General features: G+C 69.8%; 18 protein-coding genes. 12 read left to right on the forward strand and 6 right to left on the reverse strand.

The annotated features are described in order from the left end of the window. Window positions 1-5 precede the first annotated feature (5 nt). On the reverse strand, window positions 6-293 hold the full coding sequence (locus AC0Z36_RS06930) for a Z1 domain-containing protein (protein WP_485461845.1): 288 nt from the start codon (window positions 291-293) through the stop codon (window positions 6-8). A 58-nt stretch (window positions 294-351) separates the two neighbouring features. On the opposite strand from AC0Z36_RS06930, the gene AC0Z36_RS06935 reads away from it, so the two are divergent. Beyond that, a complete protein-coding gene (locus AC0Z36_RS06935) occupies window positions 352-861 on the forward strand; it encodes a hypothetical protein (RefSeq protein WP_485461805.1) in 510 nt (169 codons plus the stop codon). 604 nt (window positions 862-1,465) lie between these two features. Here the strand turns inward: AC0Z36_RS06935 and AC0Z36_RS06940 are convergent. The 4 genes from AC0Z36_RS06940 to AC0Z36_RS06955 form a co-directional block, all read right to left on the reverse strand. Further along, entirely contained in the window at window positions 1,466-2,653 is a 1,188-nt protein-coding gene (locus AC0Z36_RS06940; protein WP_485461806.1) for a PD-(D/E)XK motif protein, read from the reverse strand. Window positions 2,654-2,733: 80 nt separating this feature from the next. Next, complete coding sequence (locus tag AC0Z36_RS06945) at window positions 2,734-3,339, reverse strand: hypothetical protein (protein ID WP_485461807.1); 606 nt, start codon at window positions 3,337-3,339, stop codon at window positions 2,734-2,736. Window positions 3,340-3,463: 124 nt separating this feature from the next. Further along, the gene (locus tag AC0Z36_RS06950) at window positions 3,464-3,892 is read right to left on the reverse strand and encodes a hypothetical protein (protein WP_485461808.1); all 429 of its coding nucleotides are present in this window, start codon (window positions 3,890-3,892) and stop codon (window positions 3,464-3,466) included. Window positions 3,893-4,112: 220 nt separating this feature from the next. Next, complete coding sequence (locus AC0Z36_RS06955) at window positions 4,113-5,933, reverse strand: restriction endonuclease (protein ID WP_485461809.1); 1,821 nt, start codon at window positions 5,931-5,933, stop codon at window positions 4,113-4,115. Window positions 5,934-6,475: 542 nt separating this feature from the next. Between AC0Z36_RS06955 and AC0Z36_RS06960 the strand changes: the two genes are divergently transcribed. Both AC0Z36_RS06960 and AC0Z36_RS06965 read left to right on the forward strand, forming a co-directional pair. Continuing rightward, complete coding sequence (locus tag AC0Z36_RS06960; RefSeq protein WP_485461846.1) at window positions 6,476-7,141, forward strand: DUF4190 domain-containing protein; 666 nt, start codon at window positions 6,476-6,478, stop codon at window positions 7,139-7,141. A 10-nt stretch (window positions 7,142-7,151) separates the two neighbouring features. After that, window positions 7,152-7,598 carry an SRPBCC family protein gene (locus AC0Z36_RS06965; protein WP_485461810.1) on the forward strand — a complete coding sequence of 149 codons (447 nt, stop codon included), beginning with the start codon at window positions 7,152-7,154 and terminating at the stop codon, window positions 7,596-7,598. Window positions 7,599-7,601: 3 nt separating this feature from the next. Here the strand turns inward: AC0Z36_RS06965 and AC0Z36_RS06970 are convergent, their stop codons facing one another. After that, window positions 7,602-8,528, reverse strand: coding sequence for an ADP-ribosylglycohydrolase family protein (locus AC0Z36_RS06970; RefSeq protein WP_485461811.1), 927 nt, complete (start codon window positions 8,526-8,528; stop codon window positions 7,602-7,604). A 125-nt stretch (window positions 8,529-8,653) separates the two neighbouring features. On the opposite strand from AC0Z36_RS06970, the gene AC0Z36_RS06975 reads away from it, so the two are divergent. The 9 genes from AC0Z36_RS06975 (at window position 8,654) to AC0Z36_RS07015 (ending at window position 24,952) form a co-directional block, all read left to right on the forward strand. Beyond that, entirely contained in the window at window positions 8,654-9,589 is a 936-nt protein-coding gene (locus tag AC0Z36_RS06975) for a dihydrodipicolinate synthase family protein (protein WP_485461812.1), read from the forward strand. Window positions 9,590-9,655: 66 nt separating this feature from the next. Further along, on the forward strand, window positions 9,656-9,859 hold the full coding sequence (locus AC0Z36_RS06980; RefSeq protein WP_485461813.1) for a hypothetical protein: 204 nt from the start codon (window positions 9,656-9,658) through the stop codon (window positions 9,857-9,859). Between the two features lie 112 nt (window positions 9,860-9,971). Next, entirely contained in the window at window positions 9,972-11,024 is a 1,053-nt protein-coding gene (locus AC0Z36_RS06985) for an FAD-dependent oxidoreductase (protein ID WP_485461814.1), read from the forward strand. Between the two features lie 71 nt (window positions 11,025-11,095). Beyond that, a complete protein-coding gene (locus tag AC0Z36_RS06990) occupies window positions 11,096-12,289 on the forward strand; it encodes a cytochrome P450 family protein (RefSeq protein ID WP_485461815.1) in 1,194 nt (397 codons plus the stop codon). A 405-nt stretch (window positions 12,290-12,694) separates the two neighbouring features. Then, window positions 12,695-13,828 carry an alpha/beta hydrolase gene (locus AC0Z36_RS06995; RefSeq protein WP_485461816.1) on the forward strand — a complete coding sequence of 378 codons (1,134 nt, stop codon included), beginning with the start codon at window positions 12,695-12,697 and terminating at the stop codon, window positions 13,826-13,828. A gap of 673 nt (window positions 13,829-14,501) precedes the next feature. After that, window positions 14,502-15,953: a hypothetical protein gene (locus tag AC0Z36_RS07000; RefSeq protein WP_485461817.1), complete on the forward strand. Its 1,452-nt coding sequence runs from the start codon at window positions 14,502-14,504 to the stop codon at window positions 15,951-15,953. A 70-nt stretch (window positions 15,954-16,023) separates the two neighbouring features. After that, window positions 16,024-20,052 (forward strand): ATP-dependent RNA helicase HrpA, encoded by a 4,029-nt coding sequence (gene hrpA, locus AC0Z36_RS07005; protein ID WP_485461818.1) that lies wholly within the window; start codon window positions 16,024-16,026, stop codon window positions 20,050-20,052. 138 nt (window positions 20,053-20,190) lie between these two features. Then, a complete protein-coding gene (locus AC0Z36_RS07010) occupies window positions 20,191-21,972 on the forward strand; it encodes an SWIM zinc finger family protein (RefSeq protein WP_485461819.1) in 1,782 nt (593 codons plus the stop codon). Between the two features lie 100 nt (window positions 21,973-22,072). Continuing rightward, window positions 22,073-24,952, forward strand: coding sequence for a DEAD/DEAH box helicase (locus AC0Z36_RS07015; protein WP_485461820.1), 2,880 nt, complete (start codon window positions 22,073-22,075; stop codon window positions 24,950-24,952). Window position 24,953 lies beyond the last annotated feature (1 nt).

A 24,953-nucleotide genomic window follows, 5' to 3' on the forward strand; every position in this document is an offset into this window, starting at 1 on the left:
GATCGTCATGGGGGACGAGACCGGTGCGCGCGGCCGATGTACAGCCGCACCAGGTCGCGGTAGCCGGTGCGGAAGCCGAACCAGCGGCCCGTCTGCATGAGAGTGTCGCCCTGGGCGGTCGTCCGCCGGTAGTAGGCGACCGTGAGGCCTTCGACGGTGAATCCGCGGGACAGTTTTGTGCCGCCGACCAGGATCTTCCAGATGGACCGCTTGTCGAAGCCGGCCGTACCCTTTTCGATGTCCTGGTCGCCGTTGACGATGATGACGGGTTGTTCGTCGGCGCCGATCCGCATGACCGCGGCACCGATGTACGGGATCAGTCCGTCGAACGATGACGGCAACGACAAGGGCGTGGAATTCGGTGACGCCCATGTAACCGTCGGGGCGTTCCCGGGAGTCGAAGAAGTCCTTGCGGAAGATGTCGACCGAGTCGGACGAGTCGATGAAGACGTTGGCGAACGGGATCGCGGTGTAGCCGATGTACTGGGCGCGCTGACGTACGCCAAGGAGCTGGGAGATGAGCCCGTTGAAGGCGCTACATTCGGCTTGGCACTCCTTCCACTTCTTCGGGTTGGAGGTGTTGACCGAGGCCTGGTCCGATTCGTCGTCGATGATCAGTACGGGGATCTGGCCGAGCGGTGTCTTGATGTTCTTCAGGTCCTTGATGAGCTTGGTCAGGACCTCCTTGCACTTCTTCACCACCATCAGCCGGGCGGCGGTCCGGTGCAGGTTCTCCGGGTGGTACAGCGGCAGGCCCGGCTCCCGCTTCTCGAATTCGAGCGCGGTGATGCCGGCGCGCAGCTGCTTGTAGTCGCTGTCCCGCGTGGTCAGCCGCTCTATGTCGAACCCACCGCGCAGTGACGGAAGATCGCCGTGACTGAGGAACCTGCCCTTGTACCAGTCGGGATCGTCCTGGTAGTCGGCGTCCTCCCGCGCCAGGGGGTCGTCGGCGTTCCGGCCCCGCAGGATGTTCTCCTGCCCGACGAGCTCCATGTTGAGCCGCCGCTGGGTCTGTTCGCGCAGCAGGTCGCGGTACGCGGGCCAGTACCAGCCGGGTTGGTCCGGCTTGTACCAGGCTTCGAACTCGTCGCTGATGACCGTCGGACCGAAGGCGGTGGCCACGGGCGCGACTGCGTCGAAGAGGCTCTGGATGATCTCCCCGAAGCCGGACAAGTCATCGGAGGAACAACGGCGTTCCTTCGTACTGGGCGGGGTGTCCGTCCAGGCCGCGTCTTCGGTGTGGTCCCGGGCAATCAGCGTCCGGCGCCGCAGTTCCAACAGTGCGTCACCAGGCCTTTCCTCCATGAGCCTCCGTACGAAGGTCTCATCGTCAAACTCGGAAACTACGGCCGCTTCGCCGGAATCGGCTTAGGAATCAAGGGCTTTCCGCACCGGCCGGGGCCTCGCTTCATTCCGCCGAGCGCGGCGTCGCGGAGGAGGTGCAGGAGGCACAAGGGGCCGGTGCTCACGGAGCACCCTCCAGAAGGGTTTTGAACAGTGCGTCGAGGTCGGTGTCGGACGTCAGTCCGGTGACGTCGATGCGGTAGCCGACGGACAGGATGCGTTGCCGTACGTCGTCGGGGACTCCGGCCAGGAGTCCCGGGTGCAGCCTGGGCAGGCTGTCGTCGACTGGGAGGACGAGCGGTTCGCTGCGTGGCAGCCACCGCACGTCGTCGAGGTCGGCCTGGAGTCCGGACCAGCCCTGTCCGGCGAGTCGGTCGTCCAGGTCGGTGCGGAGGTCGGGTGCTTCGCGGTCGAGCTGCTTTTGTACCAGTGCAATCTTCCGCGCCAGCGAAACACCACCCTCCCCGCCGCGCGTGAACTGGAGCGAGAGCAGCCACAGTCCGCGCCCCGGCGTCGGGACGAGCTGGGTGAGTGCGGAGATGTGGTGGACGCGGCTTTCCGCTGCGTTCGTCTTGACTTCAAGGTCGGCGTACGGAAAACCAAAATCGTGCTCTTCGTTCCCGCCGGCCTTCCAGGACCCGAGTGCCACGGCCCAGCCCGCGCGGTCGGCGACCTCCTTCACGACGAGCAACTCGCCGAGCAGGCCCACCTGTTGCTCGACACCCATGCGCACGGGCCCGGCGAGCAGCCGCTTCCAGGCCTGCACGGTTGTGGTGAAGGCCTGGCCCGGTGTGCGTCCGTCGTAGCGGACACGGTCGACGACCGACCCGGCCAGGTCGTGGAAGTCACGGTAAAGGGTGCGTTCGGTGGTGGCCAGTTCCAGGAAGAGCTCTCCACCGTACGAGACTTTGGCCGTTCTGACCGCTGACAGCGGGGATTTCGGGATCGCGTCGCGCGGTGAGACGCCGGCGCGCAGGCCGATGCGTCCGCCGCCCGGGTCCACGAAGTATTCGAGGGCCGGGGTGCCGGGGACGGGGATCCGTACGGGTGTCCCGTCGATGATGTAGCGGGCGAAGGCGGCCCACTCCAGGTGCGCGGTCCCGTCCCGCGCCGCGGGATTCCCCGCGCCGGAGGTGATCACCACGGCGGTCTCGGAGCCGTAGCCCTGGCTGGTCGGGGCGTCCGTGTACCGCGCGTCCGGTGGGAGCCGCCCGCTGCCCGTGGTTGGTACATCGAACTGCCGGTCGGCCATTTCTCGCCCCAGGTCATCCGGACGGGCGACCGCACCCCCACTGGTCGGCCGTGCCATCTGATCATTTTCGAGCTTATGTCGATCAAGCGTCGGATGGCGGGTCGGGCGGACACGTATTGCGAACGACTGCCGGACGGCTACCGGGTCAGCCGGGTGCGGATCCACCCGGTCAGCGCCGCCTGGTCCAGCGCCCCCTTGTCCGCCCGCACGATCAGCGTCGGGTTCCCCGGGCTCTTCGGCCTGTCCAGAGTGATCAGGGCGACCGGCTCCTGCCAGCTCTTGTACGAGTTCGTGGCCTCGTAGTACTTCTGTGTGAAGACCAATGCCACCCCCAGGGGAGTGGCCACCCGCACAGCCTGCGCCCGGGAGTCAGCCGGGAGGTCCGCGGCGGTCCGGTAGTGGCCGTGGTTCCCGTTGCCCGGGCTGCCGGCGCTGAACGCGCAGCCGGTCCCGTACGACTCGATGTCAAGGTGACCCGTGGAGAGCCGCTCGACCGCGCAGGCCGCCGGGAGGGGGCCGGGCTCCGGCCGTTCGAGCCTCTCCCCCTTGGCCAGCGCGACCGTGAAGGCCATGTTCCCCGTGTCGAAAATCTCCGAGTGGTCGGGCGGACCACTGCGGGGTCCGGCCGCCGCAGCCGACGACGACGGGTCATCAGTCCGTACGGGACCGGTCGAATCACCTCCGCAGCCGGCCAGGACCACCGCACACGCGAACGCGCCGACCGACACCGTGAACCTGCGCACGTCGCGCTCCCCTCGACCGGAAACCCGGATCATCCCAGGCACCTGGTTGACGCGACAGCGGCGGATCCCGTTCCCGCGCCGCAAGTCGGACCCCGGAGTTCGCTGACCTCCCAGCCGGAAGTGCCTACCGCGCCGTCTTCGCCCGGAGCGTCGCGATCCCGCGCAGCAGCGCCTCGCGGTTCTTCGCGTCCTTCATCCACTTCGGCAGCCGGGCGACCAGCGTCAGGCGGTACGGAGTGGACTCCGGGTCGACACGTTCCCGGAGGCCGGCGGCGATGTAGTCGTGCAGCAGGTCGAGGTGGCGGTAGTTGTACGCCCACAACGTCCCGCCGCAGCAAGGGCGTTGGAGCCACAGATCACCGTCCGGGCTCCCCGTCCGGTTCCGGTTGCACCCACAGTGACCGCAGATCAGCCGCCACGACGCGCCCTGGTCCCCCGGCGCGGGACGCACGTGGGCCATCCCGTCGCACGCGGGGCACACCACCAGGTGCTCACCATGGAAATCCCAGAGCTTCAGACCCGGGTCCCTGAACCTCAACTGCTCATTCCCCATCTCCCCATTGTCGCAAAGCGCCGCTCAAGCGCCTCGAACCAGCCGGACCGAACGAACCAAACAAACCAGGTGAACTAGCCGAACTGGCCGAACTGGCCGAACTGGCCGAACTGGCCGAACCAGCGACACGCGCTCGCCGGCACCTGGCACCCGGCACCCGGCACCCGGCACCCGTCGATCATTCAGAGCCAGAACCAGTGCCACTGCCACTGCCAGCGCCCTACTCGACATCCACCCCGTACCGGACGGCCAGCCCGAGCAGACCGCCCGAGTTCCCGGCCGCCGACGGTGTGAAAGTCCAGTCCGCGCCCTCCCGGACGAACGCCCCGAAGACCAGGGCGTCCCGGCCGGGACCGTGCTCGACCACGGCGTAGCGGCCCAGTTCGCGGCCGTCGGACTGGTCGAGGAAGCGGATCTGCGCCCCGCGCAGCGCCGTCAGGTCCCGCCCGGCCGCCTGCGCCGCGTCGACCGCCGCGCCCAGGACCACCCGGTCGGCGTGCGCCGGGAGACTGTCGAGGTCGAGCAGGAAGGCGACACCGTCGCCGACCCGTACGGCGCCTCCGGGGCATTCCGGGTTGTTGAAGAACACGAAGTGTTCGTCGTCCAGGACCCGGCCGGCCGAGCAGACGAACGCGCACGGGTCCAGTGGCGGGACCCCGTCGGCGACTCCGGTCAGCTGGACCAGGATGCCCGCCGAGGTGTCTGACCCACCGTCACCGAGCCTGCCGGGCAAGCCGTGCCGGGCCAGCAGGTCCACCAGTTCGGGGCCGCTGATGAGTGTGAGCGGCTTGTTGCGGATGAACTCGTGGGACCCGGGCCCGAATCCCGCCGTGGTGATGAGGATGCCCTTGATCGCACCGTGGTGCTGGACCGTGCCGTAGAGGTCCCGTACGGCCGTCGGCGACACGGTGTTCCGGTAGCGCTTCGCCTGGATGACGATCTTCCCGCCGCGGATCGGGTCGGGGTCCTCGGCGACGACGTCCACGCCCTCGTCGCCGCTGCGCGCGGTCGTGGCGACGCGCATCCCCATCGCTGAGAAGAGTCCGGCGATCACGTTCTCGAACTCGACCGGGTCCATCCGGAACAGGTCGGGGTCGCCGGGCTCCGCGGCCCGGGGCGCGGGGCGGGTGGGCAGTGCGGCCACCGACGCGACGCCGCGGCCCGCCCGTACGGCGGTCAGCCGGTCGGGGCGCGCGGAGACCTGCCCGCCCATGGCCTCCAGGCAGCTGACCGCGTCGACCCGGTCGAGGGCGACGGCGGAGAAATCCGTACGGTGGACTGTCGCCGAGACCAGGCACAACGAGGCCTCCCGGCCCGTCGCCGGGTCCACCGCCTCCACAAGACCGGTGAAGCACACCGACTGCACCGCCTGCCAGCTGTCGGCCTGGAAGAGTTCGGCGAGCACCCGCAGCGCGGTCTGCGCCAGAACGTCCCGGTAGACCTCGCGGCGGTCGCTGACGGAGCGGGCCGCTTCGGTGTCGCGGTCGTCGGCGCGGTTGTACCTGACCCTGGACACCTCCGGGACGACGTCGATCCCCGGCAGTCGATACTCCACCACCACCTGCTTCGCGGGCTTGTCCCACGCGAGTTCGAGCACGAAGGGGAACCCCGGCGGCCACGACGGCGCGGTGAGCAGCACGACCCCGAAGAACTCCTCGACGGCCTCCGGGTCACCCCCGGAGGCGCGGTAGACCAGGTGGTCGACCCGTACGTCATAGCCTTCGGCGGCCACCGCCCGCCGGAGCGCCGCCACCTCGAACGGCGGTTGCGCCAGGCGGGTCTGCAGCAGCCCGCGCAGTTCCGCGACCCGCCGCCCGATCTCCGTGGTGCGCTGCGCGGCCTCGGTCTCCCGGCTCTGCGTGTAGGCCTGCCTGGCCGCGCGTTCGTCCCGGGCCGCGGTGCGGTCGGCTTCGCGCTGCTGTCTTTCGTGCGCGCGCTGCGCCTGCGCCCGCTCACGCAGTTCGGCCTCGCGCTGACGCCGTTGCTGCCGCTGGACCTCGGTCAGCGCTCCGTAGATCCCCGCGCTGCGTCGCCTCGTCATACCCGAACGCCCCCACACCCGTTTCGCCCGCCCTTGTGGCCGCTGGAACCCCCGGGCCGGTGGCCGCTGGAATCCCGGCCCCGCAGCTCCCGCTGTCGCTCCGGTCCACAGCATGACGGGAAACGCGGGCCCGGGACACCCGGCGGTGCCACCCTGCCGCAACCGGCGTGGGAACGCCGCGTCCCGGCTGGCCGCGGCCCGCCCGTGAGCCGCGCCGCGGCGTCGCGACCAGCAGCGATATCCGTCACACCGGAGCTTTCCGGGAACTTTTCACGCCACCCGGGTGGCTACGCTTCGTCCGCCGGTCGCCGCGATCGGTCGCACCGGAGAGGGAATCCCCAGCAGTGACCGTCGGCGGATCAGAGAACCAGCCCGCACCCGAGCAGATACCCGGCCCCGTTCCAGGGCCGTACTACGCGCCAGCCGGCTACCCGCAGTACCAGCAGAATCCGCAGCCGTATCCACCGGCGGGGCAGCAGGGTTAGTACCCGGGCCCGTACCCGGGCCCGTACCCGTACCCGGGTGCCTACTATCCGCCGCCGCTGAACACCGGCACCGACGGTTTCGCCGTCGCGTCGTTCGTCCTGGCCGTCCTGGGCTGGTTCCCGCTGGGCATCATCTTCGGCTGCATAAGTCTGTCGAAGATCAGGCGGTCCGGTCAGCAGGGCCGCTGGATGGCCGTCACCGGTCTGGTCATCTCCGGCCTGTGCGCAGTGCTGCTCGCCGTCGTCATCGCCCTGGCGTTCGCCTTCGGCGACACCGACACCGACACCGACAGCGACGACGACTCCCTCCCCGCCGGCCCGCGGACGCCTTCGCTCGCCAGGCTCGCGCCGGGGGACTGCTTCAACGACAGCGGAACCGGGACCACGGTGCGCGGCCGGATCCCCACCTTCTCCTGCGCCCAGCCGCACACGGCCGAGGTCTACGCCTCGCTGCAGGTCCCCGGCACGGAGTTCCCCGGCGAGACCGCCCTCAAGAAGCGCGGCGACGAGCAGTGTGACGCACTCGTCACCAGCTACGTCATGGACACCGCGGCCGTCCCGGAGGAAGCCGAAATCAACTACCTGTACCCGCGCGCGGCGTCCTGGGACTGCGGGACGGCAACGCGCCTGCGGCCGGCGCCTGACCGGGACCACGCCCGCACCCGGGCGTCCGCTGCGCACGAGGCCCTGGGGCTGACGGCCGACAGTGTCGGCTCCCCCTAGACTGCGGATCATGGACTGGAACCGGTACACGTTCACGAGCACCTGGGCCCTGCCGTCCAGCCCCGCCCGGGTGTACGGGGAACTGTGCCGCCCCGACCGGTATCCGTTGTGGTGGCCGCAGGTGCGGCACGTGCGGCAGATCGACGACTCCAGCGGCACGATGACCGTGCGGTCGGTGCTCCCGTACGACCTGTCCTTCGTCCTGACCTCGGTACGGGAGGACCCGGCCGCGGGTGTCCTCGAAGCCTCACTGGCCGGGGATCTCGTCGGGATGTCCCGATGGACCGTCAGCTCCGCCCCGGGCGGCGGCACGTCGGCCGTATTCGAGGAGGACGTCGTCGCGGACAAGGCGCTGCTGCGCAGGCTCGCGGTGGTGGCCCGGCCGGCGTTCCGGGCCAACCACGCGCTGATGATGCGTCAGGGGCGGCGGGGGCTGCGGAGGTTGCTCGCCGCCTGACGGTCAGGAGCGGCCTGCGACCGGGCCCCCGTCCACCCAGCCCGGCACCGGCTCACAGGACTCCAGCCAGGAGGACCGGACATCGGCGACCCCCGTACGCGCTCCGACGACTCCGCCCGCGATGGCACACGTCGTGTCCACGTCGCCCATCCCGGTCGCGGTGGTCCACAGTGTGTCTTCGAGCGAGTCGAAGTTCCACGCCGCGCTCCACAGTGCGAACGGAACGGTGTCGAAGGTGCTCATCTGGAGTCCGTTGCCGAGCACGGTCACCGCGTGGCGTACGGAGGTGTCCGCGGTAAAACGCATAGCCGTACGGATCCTTGACCGCACGTCACTCACCGGTGTGCGGTCGGCGACCGCGCCCAGGAACACGACCGGGTCGGGGGCGGCGCTCCCCCGGCTGCGCGCGGCCAGCGCGGCGGCGACCGCGACGGCCACCGCGCCCGCGTCGGCCTCCGGGTGCGCGTGGGTGGGCTGCGCGGACAGCGCCGCCTGCTCCGCCGCGACTTCGAGGTCGTCCGCGAACCAGGCGCCCAGGGGTGCGGCCCGCATGGCGGTTCCGTTTCCGTACGATCCCTGACCGTCGAACTGTCGCCGCGTCACCTCGCGCCAGGGTTCGCCCCCGTGGATGGCTTTGAGAACGCCGTGCATGGATCCGCCGTAGCCCCGGTACGGGTCGGCGGTGTATGTGGCCGCGAACCGCAACGCGAGTGCGTCCTGGTCGACTTCGCCGCGCAGGTGGAGTTCGTGCAGCAGGTCGAGGGCCATGACGGTGTCGTCGGTCCAGTGCCACGGTGATTCTTCGGGCGTACGGCGGCGGCGCAGCGCGTCGTCCAGCTCGTCGCCCTTGCGGAAGAACCAGCGCTGCCCGAAGGCGTCGCCGAGGGCCAGGCCGTGCAGGGAGTCGGCGGCTGTCTTGCTGTGTTCCATACCGGTCACCCTCACACGATCCCTCCCCCGTGCCTTAACCGTTTCCCATAATTCAGCTGTCCTTAACGGTTTGATGCAAAAGAATGAAATAGACCTGTACGGTCCACTCCCCGCAGGCTGGCCGCATGACAACCTTCCCCGCGGGCGTCCACGTACCGCTCATCACGCCGTTCACCGCCGAGGACACCGTCGCGGCCGAGGCGCTGGAGGCCCTGGCGCACGACATCCTCGACCAGGGCGCGGCCGGCCTCGTGGCCCTCGGGAGCACCGCGGAGGTCTTCGCGCTCACCCCCGGCGAGCGGCAGGCCGTCATCGACGTCTGCGTACGGGTGACCCGGGCGCGCGACGCACACCTGACAGTCGGCGTCAGCGCGAACGACACCCGTACGGCCGCCGATTCGCTCCGCGCGCTGAAGTCCGCGGACGCGGCGCTCGTGACCGTCCCGTACTTCACCCGCCCTTCGCAGGACGGGGTCGTCGCGCATTTCGCGGCGCTGACCGGCGGGCCGCCGGTCGTCGTCTACAACATCCCGTACCGCACCGGCCTTTCACTGAGCGCGGACACACTGCGCCGGCTGGCCGCGCTCCCGCACGTCGTCGGGGTCAAGCACGCGGTCGGCTGCGTCGACGCGGAGACGGTCGACCTGCTGGCCGACCCGCCGCCCGGCTTCGCGGTCCTGGCCGGCGACGACCTCTACCTCGCGCCACTCCTCGCCCTCGGCGCGCACGGCGGGATCCTGGCGTCGGCACACCTGCGGACGGCCGACTTCGTGGCGCTGGCCGACTCGTGGCGGACGGGCGGCCTCCCCCAGGCGCTGGGCCACTCGTTGGCGCGGCTGTCCGCTGCGCTGTTCGCCGAGCCGAACCCGGCGGTGACCAAGGCTGTGCTGCACGCGCGGGGGAGGATTCCGACGGCGGCGGTGCGGCTGCCGCTGCTCGAGGCTTCGGCGGGGGCGCTGGACGCGGCGCTGGGGCGTCTTCGTGGCCTTGCGCCGCCACCCGCGGCGCGCCGAGCGGCTGGACGAACTGGAGCATCCGGTCGCCCGGGCCGAGACCCGTGAAATCGCCCGGGCCGCCGCCGCTGAGATCGCCGTGCTCCTCGACGCGGCCCGCCGCGAGGTCGTCGCGTGACTGGATGGACCTGGAAATACCTGCCTGCCCGTGAGCATGTTGTCGGCGACTTGGATCCGCAGGTCAGGAAAGATGTCGAGGTTCTGGCTCAACGGCCGGCCGACGCGGCCTCCGCCAGATACCTCGGCGACCCCCAGGTTGAGGATTCCGGAGTCTCCCGGCTGCTCGATTTCGCGGAAGGCCGCCTGATCGTCTGGTAGCAAGAACACCGCCGGTTCGCGGAAATCCTGATCATCCGTGTGCGGTACCGGCCCGCGACCGACGAATCCTGAGCCCGGGAAGCATCCGCCCACCCCGTACGTTGTCGCCCACGTGACCAGCAAAGACGTGGACGTCGTCGTGATCGGTGCGGGCCAGGCGGGCCTGTCGGCCGCCTACCACCTGCGCCGGACCGGGGTGGACTCCGTCGTGCTCGACGCCGACGACGCCCCCGGCGGGGCGTGGCGGCACCGCTGGGCGGGCCTGCGTATGGAGACCGTGCACGGCATCCACGACCTGCCCGGGATGCCCAAGCCGGACATCGACCCGGACGAGCCCGCGCGGACCGCCGTCCCCGCCTACTTCGCGGCGTACGAGAAGGCCTTCGACCTGCCCGTCCTCCGTCCGGTCGAGGTGGAGCACGTCCGGGAGAACGGCGACGGCCAGCTGCGCGTCGAGACCGACCGGGGCGTCTGGACGGCCCGCGCGCTGATCAACGCCAGCGGCACGTGGCGGCACCCGTTCATCCCGTACTACCCGGGTCTGGGGACCTTCGCCGGGCGGCAGGTGCACACCGGGGACTACCCGGGCCCGGAACCCTTCCGCGGGCAGCACGTGATAGTGGTCGGCGGCGGGACGTCGGCGGTCCACCACCTCGCCGAGCTGTCGGAGGTCGCCACAACGACGTGGGTGACACGCAAGCCGCCGGTCTTCCGGGATGAGGAGTTCACCCTGGAGACCGGCCGCGCGATCGTCGCGCGGGTGGACGAGCGGGTCCGGGCCGGGCTCGTACCCGAGAGTGTGGTCCGGGTGACGGGCCTGCCCCAGAATGATCTTGTACGGAAAGCCCGCGCGAACGGCGCGCTGGAACGGCTGCCGGTGTTCGACCACCTGACACGTGACGGCGCGGTCTGGGCCGACGGCCGGGCCGTCCGGGCCGACGCGGTCGTCTGGGCCACCGGCTTCCGGGCCGCCCTCGACCACCTCGCGCCGCTGCGCCTACGCGCGCCCGGCGGCGGGATCACGATGGACGGCACGCAGGTGGTCGTCGACCCGCGGGTGCAGCTGGTCGGTTACGGGCCGTCGGCGAGCACGGTCGGTGCGAACCGGGCCGGGCGGGAAGCGGTACGGAACGTACGACGGCTGCTCGAGCCGGTCGCTTCATGATTCCGGTGTATCCCAAAGGCCGGAAACAGCCTCCCGGATACACGCGGATCATGGTCCTCTAGCCTGTCCGCATGGACAACCCCCTCGACCCGGCCGACCCCGCGTTCGCCGCCGATCCGTATCCGTTCTACGCGGCCCTGCGGGAGCGGCACCCGGTGTCGCGGGTGGACCTGGCGAACGGCTCGTCGGCCTGGCTGGTCACCGGCTACGACGAGGTGCGGGCGGTGCTCGCCGACCGGCGACTGTCGAACGTGCCACCACAGAAGGTGGGGCGGCCCAAGCCGCAGACCGCGTCCGAGCGGGCCCGGGAGTACCTGGGCCGGCACATGCTCAATCTCGACGCTCCCGGGCACACACGGCTGCGCAAGCCGGTGGTGGACGCGTTCAGCCCGGCCCGGGTGGACGCGCTGAAGCCGCGCATCGAGGCCGTCGTCAAGGAACTGCTCGCCGGCATCCCGGACGGCGCGGTGGACCTGGTCGACGCTTTCGCGTTCCCGCTCCCGGTGCTGGTCATCGGTGAGGTCCTCGGCATCCCGGCGGCGGACCGCGGCCGGCTGCGGGGGTGGACCTACCGGGTCGGCTCCCCCGTCGACGCGCTGCCGCCGGGCGCGGTGGACGAGGCGTGGTCGGGGCTGCACGGGTACTTCTCCGGATTGATCGCCGACAAGCGCGTTTCCCCTGGTGACGACCTCTTCAGCTCGCTCGTGGCCGGCGAGATGAGCGACGACGAGCTGCTCGCGATGGCCTTCCTGCTGCTGTTCGCGGGCTACGAGACGACGATGAACCTGCTGGCGTCCGCGACGCTGTTGCTGCTGACGCATCCTCAGGAGCTCCAAAGAGCACAGGCCGACCCCACCCGCTGGGCGGCGGTAATCGAGGAGACGCTGCGCTACGCGAGCCCGCTCGAAGGCACCACCTGGCGGCGGGCCGCAGCCGACATCGACCTCGCTGGGGTACGGATACCGGCAGGGTCCTCCGTACTCGCCGTGCTTGCCGCGGCGTCCCGGGACCCGCGGGCCTACCCGGATCCGGACACCTTCCGCCCCGGAAGATTCCTGGAAAAGGCAGCGGCCAGTCCGGCGTTCGGGCACGGCGCGCACTTCTGCCCCGGCGCGCGGCTCGCCCGCCTTGAGGCGACCATCGCGCTCCCGGCGCTGTTCGACGCCTTCCCGGCGATGAGGCTCACGGCGGAACCGGGGGGACTCCCGTACCGCCCGGGTCTTCTCGTGCGCGGGCCGCGCGAGCTGCCGGTGGAAATCCGGTAGGCCGTACGGAAGCGTTCTGGAACCATCACTGCCATGTGCGTCACCTCATTCGAGACCCATCCCACGGTGACGGCCGACGAGGCCACCGTACAAAGGTCGATCCGCTGGGGTCGGTTGGGCTGCCGGCCGTCGCCGAGCAGGAAGCGTCCGCCGTCGCCGAGCGGCAGCGGGGTGTTCGGCAGGTAGTAGTTCGGGGCCGGCCGCCACCCGGCTGACTTGTGGCGAACACCATGGTCCCGCCCTCGCGTGCGTAGTGGCCGCCCACCCCGGCCACCGGTCGGGCTACCCCCGCAGGGCCCGGCAACCGGGCGTGGCAGATAATCCGGGTACGGCGTGGCGCGCATTTGGGACAGCCGCGCGCAGCGTCGGGAGCAGCGCCCGAACAATCTGAGCCAAAGGCGATCCGTGGGTCTGACCAGTAAGAAGCTCATAGTCCTGTGCGCCCTTATAGCGGTGCTGATCCTGCTGGCGACGGTGTGGCTGTGGCCCCGTCTGGCCGAGCGGAAGAAGCGGTTCCTCGCCGCGCGTCTGGGCGCACTGCTCGTCGGACAGCTGTCGATCATCCTGGCGCTCACGCTGGTCGCGAACCTCTACTTCTCCTTCTATTCGTCCTTCGACGATCTGTTCGGCCGCAACAACGCCACGCCGAAGCTGACCGACAAGGGGCGCAACGGCTGGAACCCGGCCGACGCGATAACCGTGAAGGGGACGCAGCCGGTCGGCATGCCCGAGGGCGGTATACCGGCCAAGGCCGGGCAGATAGTCGACACCGAGATAGCCGGCGTACGGTCCGGTGTCTCGAATCCGGCGTTCGTATACCTGCCGCCGCAGTACTTCCAGCCTGAATTCGCGCAGAAGCGCTTTCCGGTCGTCACCGTCCTGACCGGCTACCCGGGGGACGCGAAATACCTGATCGACCGGTTCAAGATCCCGGTACGGGCCGCTGAAGGTATGCAGTCGGGGCGCATCCAGCCGACGGTCTACGTGCTCCTGCGGCCGACCGTGGCCCCGCCGCGGGACACCGAGTGCACGGATGTGCCCGACGGTCCGCAGGCGCAGACCTTCCTGACGCAGGACCTGCCCGAGGCGGTATCCGCCCGCTGGCGCACGTCGCCGAACCGCGAAGCGTGGGCGTTCATGGGCAACTCCACCGGCGGGTACTGCGCGCTGAAGCTGGCGATGATGAACTCCGGGCGCTACGCAAGCGCGGTGTCACTGTCCGGTTACTACGGTGCCGTCCAGGATTCGACGACCGGCGACCTGTACGGCGGCAGCAAGGCCGTCAAGGACAGCAACAACCTGCTGTGGCGGATCAAGAACCTGCCGAGCCCTCCTGTCCAGGTGCTGCTCGCCAGCAGCGCGGAGGGCGAGCCGGACTACCCGGACTCCATGGAGTTCGCGAAGCTCGCGAAGCCGCCGATGACGGTGTCGACGCTGATCCGCGACGCGGGCGGGCACAACTTCAAGACGTGGGCGGAGCAGCTGACTCCGGCGATGGAGTGGCTGAGCGGGAAGATGTCGGTGCCTGCGGGGGGCTGAACTCCAGCGGCGGCGACCGGCGGCAGCCGACCGGAGGCGGCGACAACCGACAGCAGGGCTTGTCCTACAGCTGGGGCCGGTCTACAACGGTGGCCGGTCTACAGCGGTGGCACGAGGCTGAGGTGGCGCCGGGTCACGGTCCCGGGAACCGGCGCGGGCGACGGTGCCGGGTCAGCACCAGATCCGGGCACGGACCTGAGCCACGCCGCAGGCGGGGGCGGGGGCACCAGGAACAGTCGTCGTACGGGTGCGGGCTGCGGCACGAGCCGCAGTCGCGGCGCGGGAAAGGCATCGGTTCCGGCTCCGACTGTCAGCGGGTTCCTGCTGGGTGTGGGCATCGTCGGCTCCCCTGGTCTGCGGCACGGCGGGTCGTGGACCACCTTGGCCGGGGCGGTCGGCGGTCACCTGAGTAGCGGTACTCGGCCGGACCGGGTCACCCGGCCGGCATTCACCGCCGCCGGACGGTCCACAGTTCAGCCCAACCGGGCCGAAGGCGGTGCCAGTACTTTAAAGAAACCTTTCGGCAGGGCAGTGGCCCCTCCCGGGTCTGCGACGGCTTGCACAAGTCCGCCGAACTCCGACAAGGTGCCACGATCCGGGTAGTCGAACGGCCGTGCCGGAAACCGGCACCTCAGGGAAACCTCAGGGAAACCTCAGGGGAGGGGAATCGGACGTGAACGTCAGAAGCGTTCCTTTTGTGCCGATCGACCGGCCTGAGGTGATACCCGGCCGCCTGTCGGTGGTGGTCACCGAGTGCGCGGTGGCCGCCGGGCGGGGCGGTCCGCACCACGGCACCCGCGCGTGGGTCTACGCCACACAGGGCATGGAGTCGGCCGGGCAGCGGGAGATCGTCCTGGCGCTGGTCCGCGGCCCGCACGAGGACCCGGTCCGCTTCCCCGGGTTCCCGCTCGCGCTGCTGCGGCAGATCTACACGCTGGCCGCCGAAGGCTCCGTCGTCGAGGCCGGCGGGTGCACCTCGCTGGCGGCCTTCGAGCCCGGTATCGGCGACGGCGGGCCGGTCGGCGGGCTGGTGTACACGGCCTGCCCGGTCCCCGGGTGGCCGGTGCCCGGCCTGGAGCTGAACACGTACACGGTCCCGCCGCTGCTCGCCGTGCCGCTGACCCCGCGCGAGACCGACGGGGCGGTCAGGTTCGGGCAGGCCCGGGTGCTGACGCTGCTCGGCGAGCGCGCCCGCGTCTACCCCTTCCCGTGGTGGTTCGACGGCCGGCGGGACAGTGTCATAGATCCGGGCGTGCACGACGACGCGTCGATCCTGGCCCGGACGTCCCGCGCGCACGCGTGGTTCACCGAGGCCGTGCGCACCGGGCCCCGGCTGGACGTCCGGGTCACCGAGGAGGACCGGCCCCGGCTCGCCGAGCTGCTGCGCCAGGCCCCGGAGAGCTTCACCCTGTTCACCGGGATATCCCCGACCGCCCCGATGGCCGCCGTGTGGCAGCCGGACACCGGGCGGGGGGCGATATACGCGGGCACGGGCGACCGCACCCCGTCGTACGAGAACGACGGCGTCGGCGGCGGTTTCCTGCTCCTGGCGCACGGTGACGTCCCGCCGCAGGCCACCGAGCTGGAGGACGGCTTCGCGCTCACGCTGCCGGACGCCGAGTTCCACCGGCTCGTCGACTCCGTCGTGTCAGGCGACCCGTACACCTGTGTCCTGACCGAAGGTTTCATCAGCGAGGTCTCCTTCGAGGTGGTCCCCAACCGGCAGCTGTCCCTGGACGGCCGGGTCCTGTACGCCGAAGGCGGTTTCCGCAGTTACTCCCCCGGGCCGGCGGCCAGTCCCCCGCGGACACTGCGGAACCTCGCCGTACGGCGGATAGTGCTGCTCACCGGTGAGGCCGAGATCGGCCTGGCGACCACGGTTCAGGAGCTGTCGGCGTTCATCCGTACGGTCGAACACGCGGTGGACGACGCGGTGGACGGCAGCGGGGTCGCCGAGCTGACCGCCGAGTTGCGCCTGCTGCCCGGGCTGCCGGCGCAGGCCCTCGTCTCGGCGGCGGACGACCCGGGCCTGGCCCTGCACGTCACCCACTGCCTCGAACAGTTGCCGGCCCCGGCCGTGCGGCACCACGAAGTGCGGTTCCAGGTGGTCTTCGGCCCGGAATGACCGCCGGCGGGCTCCCGGCGTTAATCCAGTGGCAGGACAGGCCGGGATCATGCATATCCTTGCGACAGTTATGACTGATGCATTGGGATCCCCGCCTGTGAGCACCGCCGAAGCCTCTTCTGAGATCACCCCTGCCCAGGTGCAGGAACGCCTGTCCGAGCTGATGCTGCGCGACGAGAGCCGACTGCGCCGCCGCCTCGACGGGGCGCGGAAGGTCAAGAACCCGCACAAGCGGGCGGAGATCCTCGCCGACATCACCGCGCAGGCGGCGAAGGCGGCCGTACGGGTGGAGAGCCGGCGGGCCGGCGTCCCCGCCGTCACCTACCCGCCGCAGCTGCCCGTCTCGCAGAAGAAGGACGAGATCCTCGCGGCGATCCGCGACAACCAGGTGGTGATCGTCGCCGGTGAGACCGGGTCCGGCAAGACCACCCAGCTGCCGAAGATCTGCCTGGAGCTGGGCCGCGGTGTCCGCGGGCTCATCGGGCACACGCAGCCGCGCCGTCTGGCGGCCCGCTCCGTCGCCGACCGCATCGCCGAGGAACTCGGCACCGAGCTCGGCGAGGCCGTCGGCTACAAGGTCAGGTTCAACGACCAGGTCAGCGAGCGTTCCCTGGTCAAGCTGATGACGGACGGCATCCTGCTCGCGGAGATCCAGCACGACCGGCTCCTGCGGCAGTACGACACGATCATCATCGACGAGGCGCACGAGCGCAGCCTCAACATCGACTTCATCCTGGGCTACCTCCAGCAGTTGCTTCCGCAGCGCCCGGACCTCAAGATCGTGATCACTTCCGCGACGATCGACCCGGCGCGCTTCTCGAAGCACTTCGGCGACGCCCCGGTCATCGAGGTGTCCGGGCGCACGTTCCCCGTCGAGGTCCGCTACCGGCCGCTGCTGCCGGACAGTGAGCCGGCGGACGACGACGAGGATCCGGACGACGGTTTCCTGGCCGTGCAGGGGGAGCGCGACCAGGTGCAGGGCATCCTCGACGCCGTCGACGAGCTGATCGGCGAGGGTCCCGGCGACATCCTGGTGTTCCTGTCGGGTGAGCGGGAGATCCGCGACGCCGAGGACGCGCTGAAGAAGTGGAACACCCGCAGGTCGCAGTTCGGGCAGGTCGAGATCGTCCCGCTGTACGCCCGGCTGTCGTCCGCCGAACAGCACCGGGTGTTCACGACCGGGCGGGGGCGGCGGATCGTCCTGGCGACCAACGTCGCCGAGACCTCGCTGACGGTCCCCGGGATCAAGTACGTGATCGACCCGGGCACCGCCCGGATCTCCCGCTACAGCCACCGGCTGAAGGTCCAGCGGCTGCCGATCGAACCGGTTTCGCAGGCCAGCGCCAACCAGCGCAAGGGCCGCTGCGGCCGGGTCAGCGAAGGCATCTGCGTCCGCCTGTATTCGGAGAAGGACTTCGAGTCGCGCGACGCGTTCACCGACGCCGAGATCGTCCGCACGAACCTGGCGAGCGTCATCCTCCAGATGACGTCGCTCGACCTGGGTGACATCGCCGCGTTCCCGTTCATCGACCCGCCGGACCACCGCAACATCAACGACGGCCTCAACCTGCTGCACGAGCTGGGGGCCATCAACCCCCGTGAGAAGGACCCGAAGAAACGCCTGACGCCGCTGGGCCGCAAACTCGCCCAGTTGCCGCTCGACCCCCGTTTCGCGCGCATGGTCCTCGAAGCGCAGAAGAACGGGTGCGTGCGCGAAGTCCTCGTCATCGCGGCGGCCCTGTCCATCCAGGACCCGCGGGAACGGCCGCAGGAGAAGAAGGAACAGGCACAGCAGCAGCACGCGCGCTTTGTCGCCAAAGAAGTCGAGTCCGACTTCATGTCCTATCTGAACCTGTGGGAGTACGTCCGGACGCAGCAGCAGGAACTGTCGAGCAGCAAGTTCCGGAAGCTCTGCAAGACCGAGTTCCTGAACTACCTGCGGATACGCGAATGGCAGGACCTTTACGCGCAGCTCAAGCAGGTCATGCGGTCGATGGACGTCGAACTTGAGCAGAGTGACACCCCGGCCGACCCGCAGCGCATCCACACTTCGCTGCTCGCCGGGCTGCTGTCGCACATCGGATTGAAAGACCCGAACAAACAGGAGTACTTCGGCGCGCGCGGCGGCAAGTTCGCGGTGTTCCCGGGGTCGTCGCTGTTCAAGAAGCCGCCGCGCTGGGTGATGTCGGCGGAGCTGGTGGAGACGTCCCGACTGTGGGGCCGGGTCTGCGCGAAGATCGACCCCGAGTGGGTCGAGCCGTTGGCCGAGCACCTGGTGAAGCGCAATTACAGCGAGCCGCACTGGTCGGCGGACTCCGGTTCGGTGATGGCGTACGAGAAAGTGACGCTGTACGGCATTCCGATCGTCGCGCAGCGGAAGGTCAACTACGGCCGCGTCGACGCGGAGCTGTCCCGTGAGCTTTTCGTCCGGCACGCGCTGGTGCAGGGCGAATGGCGGACACACCACCAGTTCCTGAAGGAGAACCGCAAGCTCCTCGACGAGGTCGAGGAGCTCGAACACCGGGCCCGCCGCCGGGACATCGTGGTGGACGACGAGGTGCTCTTCGACTTCTACGACGAGCGCATCCCGGAAACCGTCGTCTCCGGGGCGCACTTCGACTCGTGGTGGAAGAGCGAGTCGCGGGAGAAGCCCGATCTCCTGAACTTCGAAAAGTCAATGCTCGTACGGAACTCCGCCGGTGAAGTGACCGCTGAGGCGTATCCGGACTGGTGGCGGCAGCACGATCTGAAGCTGCGACTGACCTACCAGTTCGAGCCGGGCGCGGACGCCGACGGTGTGACCGTGCACATTCCGCTCGCCGTGCTGAACCAGATCTCCGACGAGGGGTTCGACTGGCAGATCCCGGGCCTGCGCCTCGACGCGGTGACCGAGCTGATCCGGTCGCTGCCCAAAGCCGTCCGGCGCAACTTCGTGCCCGCCCCCGACTACGCGCGGGCGGTGATGACCCGGATGAAGTCCGGACACGGATATCTGTCCGACGAGCTGGCGCGTGAGCTGACCCGGATGACCGGGGTCCGGGTGCCGCTGGACGCGTTCGACCTCGTGCGGATGCCCGACCACCTGCGGATGACGTTCCGGGTCCTGGACGAGAAGCGGAAGACTCTGGCCGAGGGCAAGGACCTCACCGGGCTGAAGGACCGCCTCGCGCCGAAGATGCAGCAGGCGATCACGGCGGCGGCCGAGGTCCAGGGGCTTGAGCGCAAGGGCATCACGAAGTGGGACTTCGGTGAGCTGCCCCGGACGTTCGAACAGCACCTGGGCGGCGGGCGCGGACTCCCCGCGGTCAAGGGCTTCCCCGCGCTGGTCGACGAAGGCACCAGCGTCGGCGTCAAGCTGTTCCACACGGCTGACGAGCAGAAGCGGGCGATGTGGGCGGGCACCCGCAGGCTGATCCTGCTGAACCTGACGTCGTCCCCGGTCAAGCACGCGCAGGGGAAGTTGTCGAACCCGGTGAAGCTGGCCCTCGGCCACAACCCGCACGGTTCGACGGCCGCGTTGTTCGAGGACTGCCTGAACTGCGCGTGCGACAAGATCGTGCGGGAGGCCGGCGGTCCGGTGTGGAACGCGGTGGCGTTCGACGCACTGCTTGAGAAGGTCCGGCTGAACATCAACGCGGTCATCACCGACAGTGTCGGCAAGGTCGCGAACATCCTGTTCACGGCGCACGCGGTGGAACGGAAGCTCAAGGACACCAAGTCGCTCGCCCTGGTCCCGGCGGTCGGCGACATCCGCCAGCAGTTGTCCGCGCTGGTGTTCAAGGACTTCGCGACGGCGACGACGTGGCCGCGCCTGGCCGACGTGCTGCGCTACATCCGCGGGCTCGACCGCCGGCTGGTCCGGCTGCCGTCGGACGTCACCGGGGACCGGCAGCGGACGGACAAGGTGCACCTGATCGAGAAGGAGTACAAGGAGCTGGTGGCGGAACTGCGCCCCGGCCAGTCGGTGCCCGAGGAACTGGTGAAGATCCGCTGGATGATCGAGGAGCTGCGGGTGAGCTACTTCGCCCAGGGCCTGGGGACGGCGTACTCGATCTCGGACAAGCGGATCTACAAGGCGATGGACGACTACGTCAGCTGAACTCCCCTACCCAGCCGCGTCGGTCATGTTGAACAGTCCCCTACGGAAACCCTTCAGGGGACTGTTCAACATGATCGACGCGGCTTGTTTCCCGGGGTTCGTGTCAGGAGCCGTACCGTCTTCGGATTGAATAGGCAGATGAGCACCACAGTCGACAAGAACACCATCCTGCGGGCAGCGGGGAAGGCCGTCTACGACCGCGGGGCCGCGTATTTCCGGCAGCAGCGGATCGTCGGGCTGGGGCCGTCGTTCGGCGGCGCCGGGGCGTCGGTGCGGGGCAGCTACGAGTACGAGGTGTGGGTCGGGATCCACGGCGGACAGCTGTCCTGTGAGTGCGACTGTCCCTACAACGAGGAGGGCAGCGGGCCGTTCTGCAAGCACGGGGTGGCGGTGGCGCTGGCCGCAGTGGAGAAGAACTATACGTTTGCCGAGCTGGCGGTTCCGGCCGTAGCCCCGGTGGTGGCGCCCGCTGCGGTCTCCGACTTCGTCGCCGGACCCGGTCTCGCCGTCGCCGCCGGTGAACTGACGCACGACCAGTTGGCGGCACTCGTGGTGGAACTGGCCGCCGTCGACGGGAAACTCGCCTTGCGGGTCTTCGCGCTGGCCGGCCGGACCCCGAAGGTGACCGCGTCCGATGTGGCCGCCCTGCGTACGCTGAACGCCCGGCACAGTCGGATCGCCTCCGGTCGGCACTGGGAGGTGGCGGACATCGTCGCCGCGGCGGATGAGATCGTCGACGCGGTGCGGCTGCTGGACGGCCGGGGCACCGGGCCCGGACTGCTGGAGGAGATCGCCCGCGCCCGGCGACTGTGGAGGGACGACGGCGAGCTCGGCGGATTCCTCCATGAGGCACTCGCCCGCGACTACGACAACAGGTTCCCGGACGCGACAGCGCCCGGGGAGGTGCAGGCCGAACTGGCCGACGCGTACACCGGGGCCGTGCTCGGCGACGATGCCGCGCCCGAGGTCAAGGCCGGACGACTCCTCGACCTGTACATCGAAGGCACTGGTGGTCTTCCCGAGACGTACACCGTCCAACTCGGCGAAACCGGCGTCGAAGCGTTCTACCAGCTGGCCCGCGAGCGGTTCGAGGAATCCCCCGCCCAGGAGCAGGAGACGCTGCGCCCGCTGGCCGCGGAACAGGCCCGGCGGGCCGGTGACCACGACGAGGTGCTGGCGATCCTCGCCGCTGAGCTGGGCAACGAGCAGCGGTTCCGCGACGTCGTCGAGGAGTTGCGGGCCCTCGGCCGCCCTGAGGCGGCCCTGGGCTGGGCACGGCGTGGGCTCGTCACGTACCCCGACGCGACCGCGGGTGGCTACTACGTCGGCACAAAGCGGCTGCTCGATCATGCGATGGAACTCGGTACCGAGCTCGGCCTGCCGGAGCTGCGACGCGCCCTCGTCGGGGACGCGTTCGCCGCCGCACCGGGGCGGGCTTCGTACGACCGGCTGAAGGAAGCGTGGGCGGACGACCCCGCCGGCTGGACTGCCGGACGCGGTCAGGCGCTGGAGGCTCTGCGGATGGCCGGCCGGAAGAACCGGAGCACCTGGAACAGCCCGGGCCGGGAACTCCTGGAGATCCTGCTGACGGAGCGGGACGCGGAACCGGCCTGGGCGCAGGCCCAGGAAATGGGCGGGCACTGCCCCGAAGAACTGCTGATGGAGGCGGCGGAGCTCCGCGGTGCCACCCACCCCGGAGAAGTGGCGCCGCTGTTCGTCAAGACCGCCGAGAAGATCGCGGTGGACCTGAACCGCGACCGGTACGCGGAAGCCGCCCGGTATCTGGCGAAGGTCCGGGCCCTGATGATCAAAGACGGCCGGGAGGCCACCTTCGGTGATCTCCTGACTGACTTCCGTGACCGGCACCGGCGCAAGCGTGCCCTGATGGGCGAGCTCGACCGCGCTGGACTGTTCGGCTGACGTGACGTCAATGAAGAACACTTCGACTGACACAGCGTCAATAGGCAGCACTGCGACTGGCATGGCATCAATAGGTAACGCACAGAACAGGGGCGACTTCATGGAAACCACCCGCGCCGTCTTCCTCCCCGCGGATCCGCCGCGGAACGGACGACTCGCGTTGTGGGGCCCCGCAGTGCTGCCGGAGCTGGGGGAAGCCGGAAAGATCGAGCTGGCGCTCCCGCACGACGACGGAACCGTACGGCGTGCCGGCGTGCCGGCCCGCCTGGTGCCCCTGCCGGAAGCACTGCCGTTTCTCCTGGCCGTGGCGGCCAGGCTGCCGACCGTCGACCCGGTCGAACCGGCGCTCGCCGCCTGGGCCGTCGCCGCGGCCCTCGGCACCGCGCTGACGGCCGACGGCCGCCTTTATCCGACGGTCAGTCAGGACGGTTCCGACGCCTGGCGTGCCGGTCCGCTGCACGATGACGACCTCGTACGGTTGACGGAATTCGCCGAGGCCTTCCCGCCGGCGGCGTACGCAACCCCGCTGGACGGCCCCGAACCGCTACGACTGCCCCATCCAGCCTCCGTCGTACGGGAGTTCTGGGATGCCATCGCCGACTCACTGCCCCGCACCGGTGACTCGCGGATGGCCGTCCGGTTCCCGGCGTTCGCCGGCGAGGTGTCCGAAGCGGTCGGCGAACTAATCTTCGAAACCCGGAAGGCGACAGGCCGCCAGAAGCCAAGCGGGGTACGGCTCGCACTGCGCATCGAAGATCCCTTCCACACCTTGCCGCACGACGACGACAGCAGCGACAGCAGCGACAGCGACGAATCCGACAACGACAGCCGGCCGGACCCGCCCGGCGTGGACCCCGGCACGGACCGGTTCCGCGCGGTCGTCCAGCTCAGCCCCGCCGACGACCCGTCCGTCCTCGTCGACGCCGACGTACTGTGGCGCTCCCCGCGCGACGCCGTACGCCAGTTCGGCCCGCACGCTGAGGACGACACCCTGCTGGCGCTGCGCCGCGCGGCGGACGCGTGGCCCGCGCTGGCCGAGTTGCTGGAGCAGCCGGTGCCCGACGCCCTCGAACTGACCGACGAGCATGTCCTCGACCTGGTCGGACAGGCCGGGCGTGCACTGGCCGACGCGGGCATCGACGTCCACTGGCCCCGGGACATGGTCCGTCCGCTCGATTCCGGCACGACCCTGGAGATGAAACAGGAGCACGCCAGCAGCGGGCTCTTCTCCCTCGACTCACTGCTCGACTTCCGCTGGGAACTGACCGCCGGCGGACGCCGGCTCACCGAAGCCGAAATGGACGGACTCGCCGAGGCCAGGCGTCCGCTGATTCGACTCCGGGACGGCTGGGTCGCCGCCGACCCGAAGCTGCTCGCCCGTATCCGCCGGGGCCTGAAACCGATGAGCGCGGTGGACGCGCTCACCGCCGGACTCACCGGAACCGCCGTAGTCGACGGCGAAGCCGTGCCCTGCGCGCCCGTCGGTGGGTTCGCCGACCTGCTGGAACGGCTCCGCTCCCCCGAGGCGCGACACCCCGGCGGGGAGGTCCCCCAGCCGGCCGCGCTCGCCGCGACCTTGCGTGACTACCAACGGCGCGGCCTGACCTGGCTGGCCGACATGTGCGCCCTGGGCCTGGGTGGCTGCCTGGCCGACGATATGGGCCTGGGCAAGACCGTCACGCTGATCGCCCTGCACCTCCACCGGCAGCTGGCGCCCGCGACCGCCCGGCCCACCCTGGTGGTCTGCCCGACCTCGCTGCTCGGCAGCTGGGAACGGGAGGTCGAGCGCTTCGCGCCCACGACCACCGTCCGCCGTTTCCACGGCACCGAACGCGATCTGACCGAGCTGACGGGCAATCAGATTATCCTGACCACGTACGGCGTCCTGCTGCGCGACCGGGGACGACTGGCCACCGTCGACTGGGGCCTGGTGGTCGCCGACGAGGCGCAACACGCCAAGAACCCCGATTCCCGTACGGCACAGGAACTGCGGGCACTGCCCGCGCAGGCCAGGGTCGCGCTCACCGGCACCCCGGTGGAGAACCGGCTGACCGATCTGTGGGCACTCCTGGACTGGACGACCCCCGGCATTCTCGGCACCCGCGAGATGTTCGCGGACCGCTACGCCACCGCGATCGAACGGGACCGCGACCCCAGGACGGCCGAACGGCTCTCCCGGTTGGTGCGGCCGTTCCTGCTGCGCCGGAAGAAGTCCGACCCGGGCATCGCCCCCGAGCTGCCACCGAAGACGGTCACCGAGCACCCGGTCGCGCTGAGCGCCGAACAGACGACGTTGTACGAGGCGCAGGTCCGGGAGATCATGGCGGAGATCGGTTCGGCCGCCGGCATCAAACGCCATGGGCTCGTGCTGAAACTGCTGACGACGCTCAAGCAGATCTGCAATCATCCGGCGCATTTCCTCGGCGAGAAGAACCCGAAACTCACCGGCCGGTCCGGAAAACTGGCGCTGCTCGACGAGCTGCTTGAGGTGATCCTCGCGGAGGGCGAGTCGGTGCTGATCTTCACCCAGTACACCGTCATGGCCCGGCTGATCCGTACGCACCTGGAGAAGCGTGGCGTCACGGTGGGCTTCCTGCACGGCGGAACCACCGCCAAAGCGCGGGAGAAGCTGGTGGCCGAATTCCAGGACGGCGCCTTCCCGGTGTTCCTGTTGTCCTTGAAGGCCGGCGGCACCGGTCTGAACCTTACGCAGGCCACCCACGTGGTGCACTACGACCGCTGGTGGAACCCCGCCGTCGAAGACCAGGCCACCGACCGGGCGTACCGCATCGGGCAGGACCACCCGGTACAGGTGCACGCCTTCCGCTCGGAGGGGACCGTCGAGGACCGGATCGCCGAACTGCTCGTCAGAAAACGGGAACTCGCCGATTCTGTAGTGGGTTCCGGGGAGGCCGCGCTCAGTGACCTGAGCACCGCCGAACTGACCGAGTTCGTCGCCCTGCGCCGGGGCGGCCGGTGAT

The organism is Kitasatospora sp. UYEF31 (assembly GCF_057291755.1).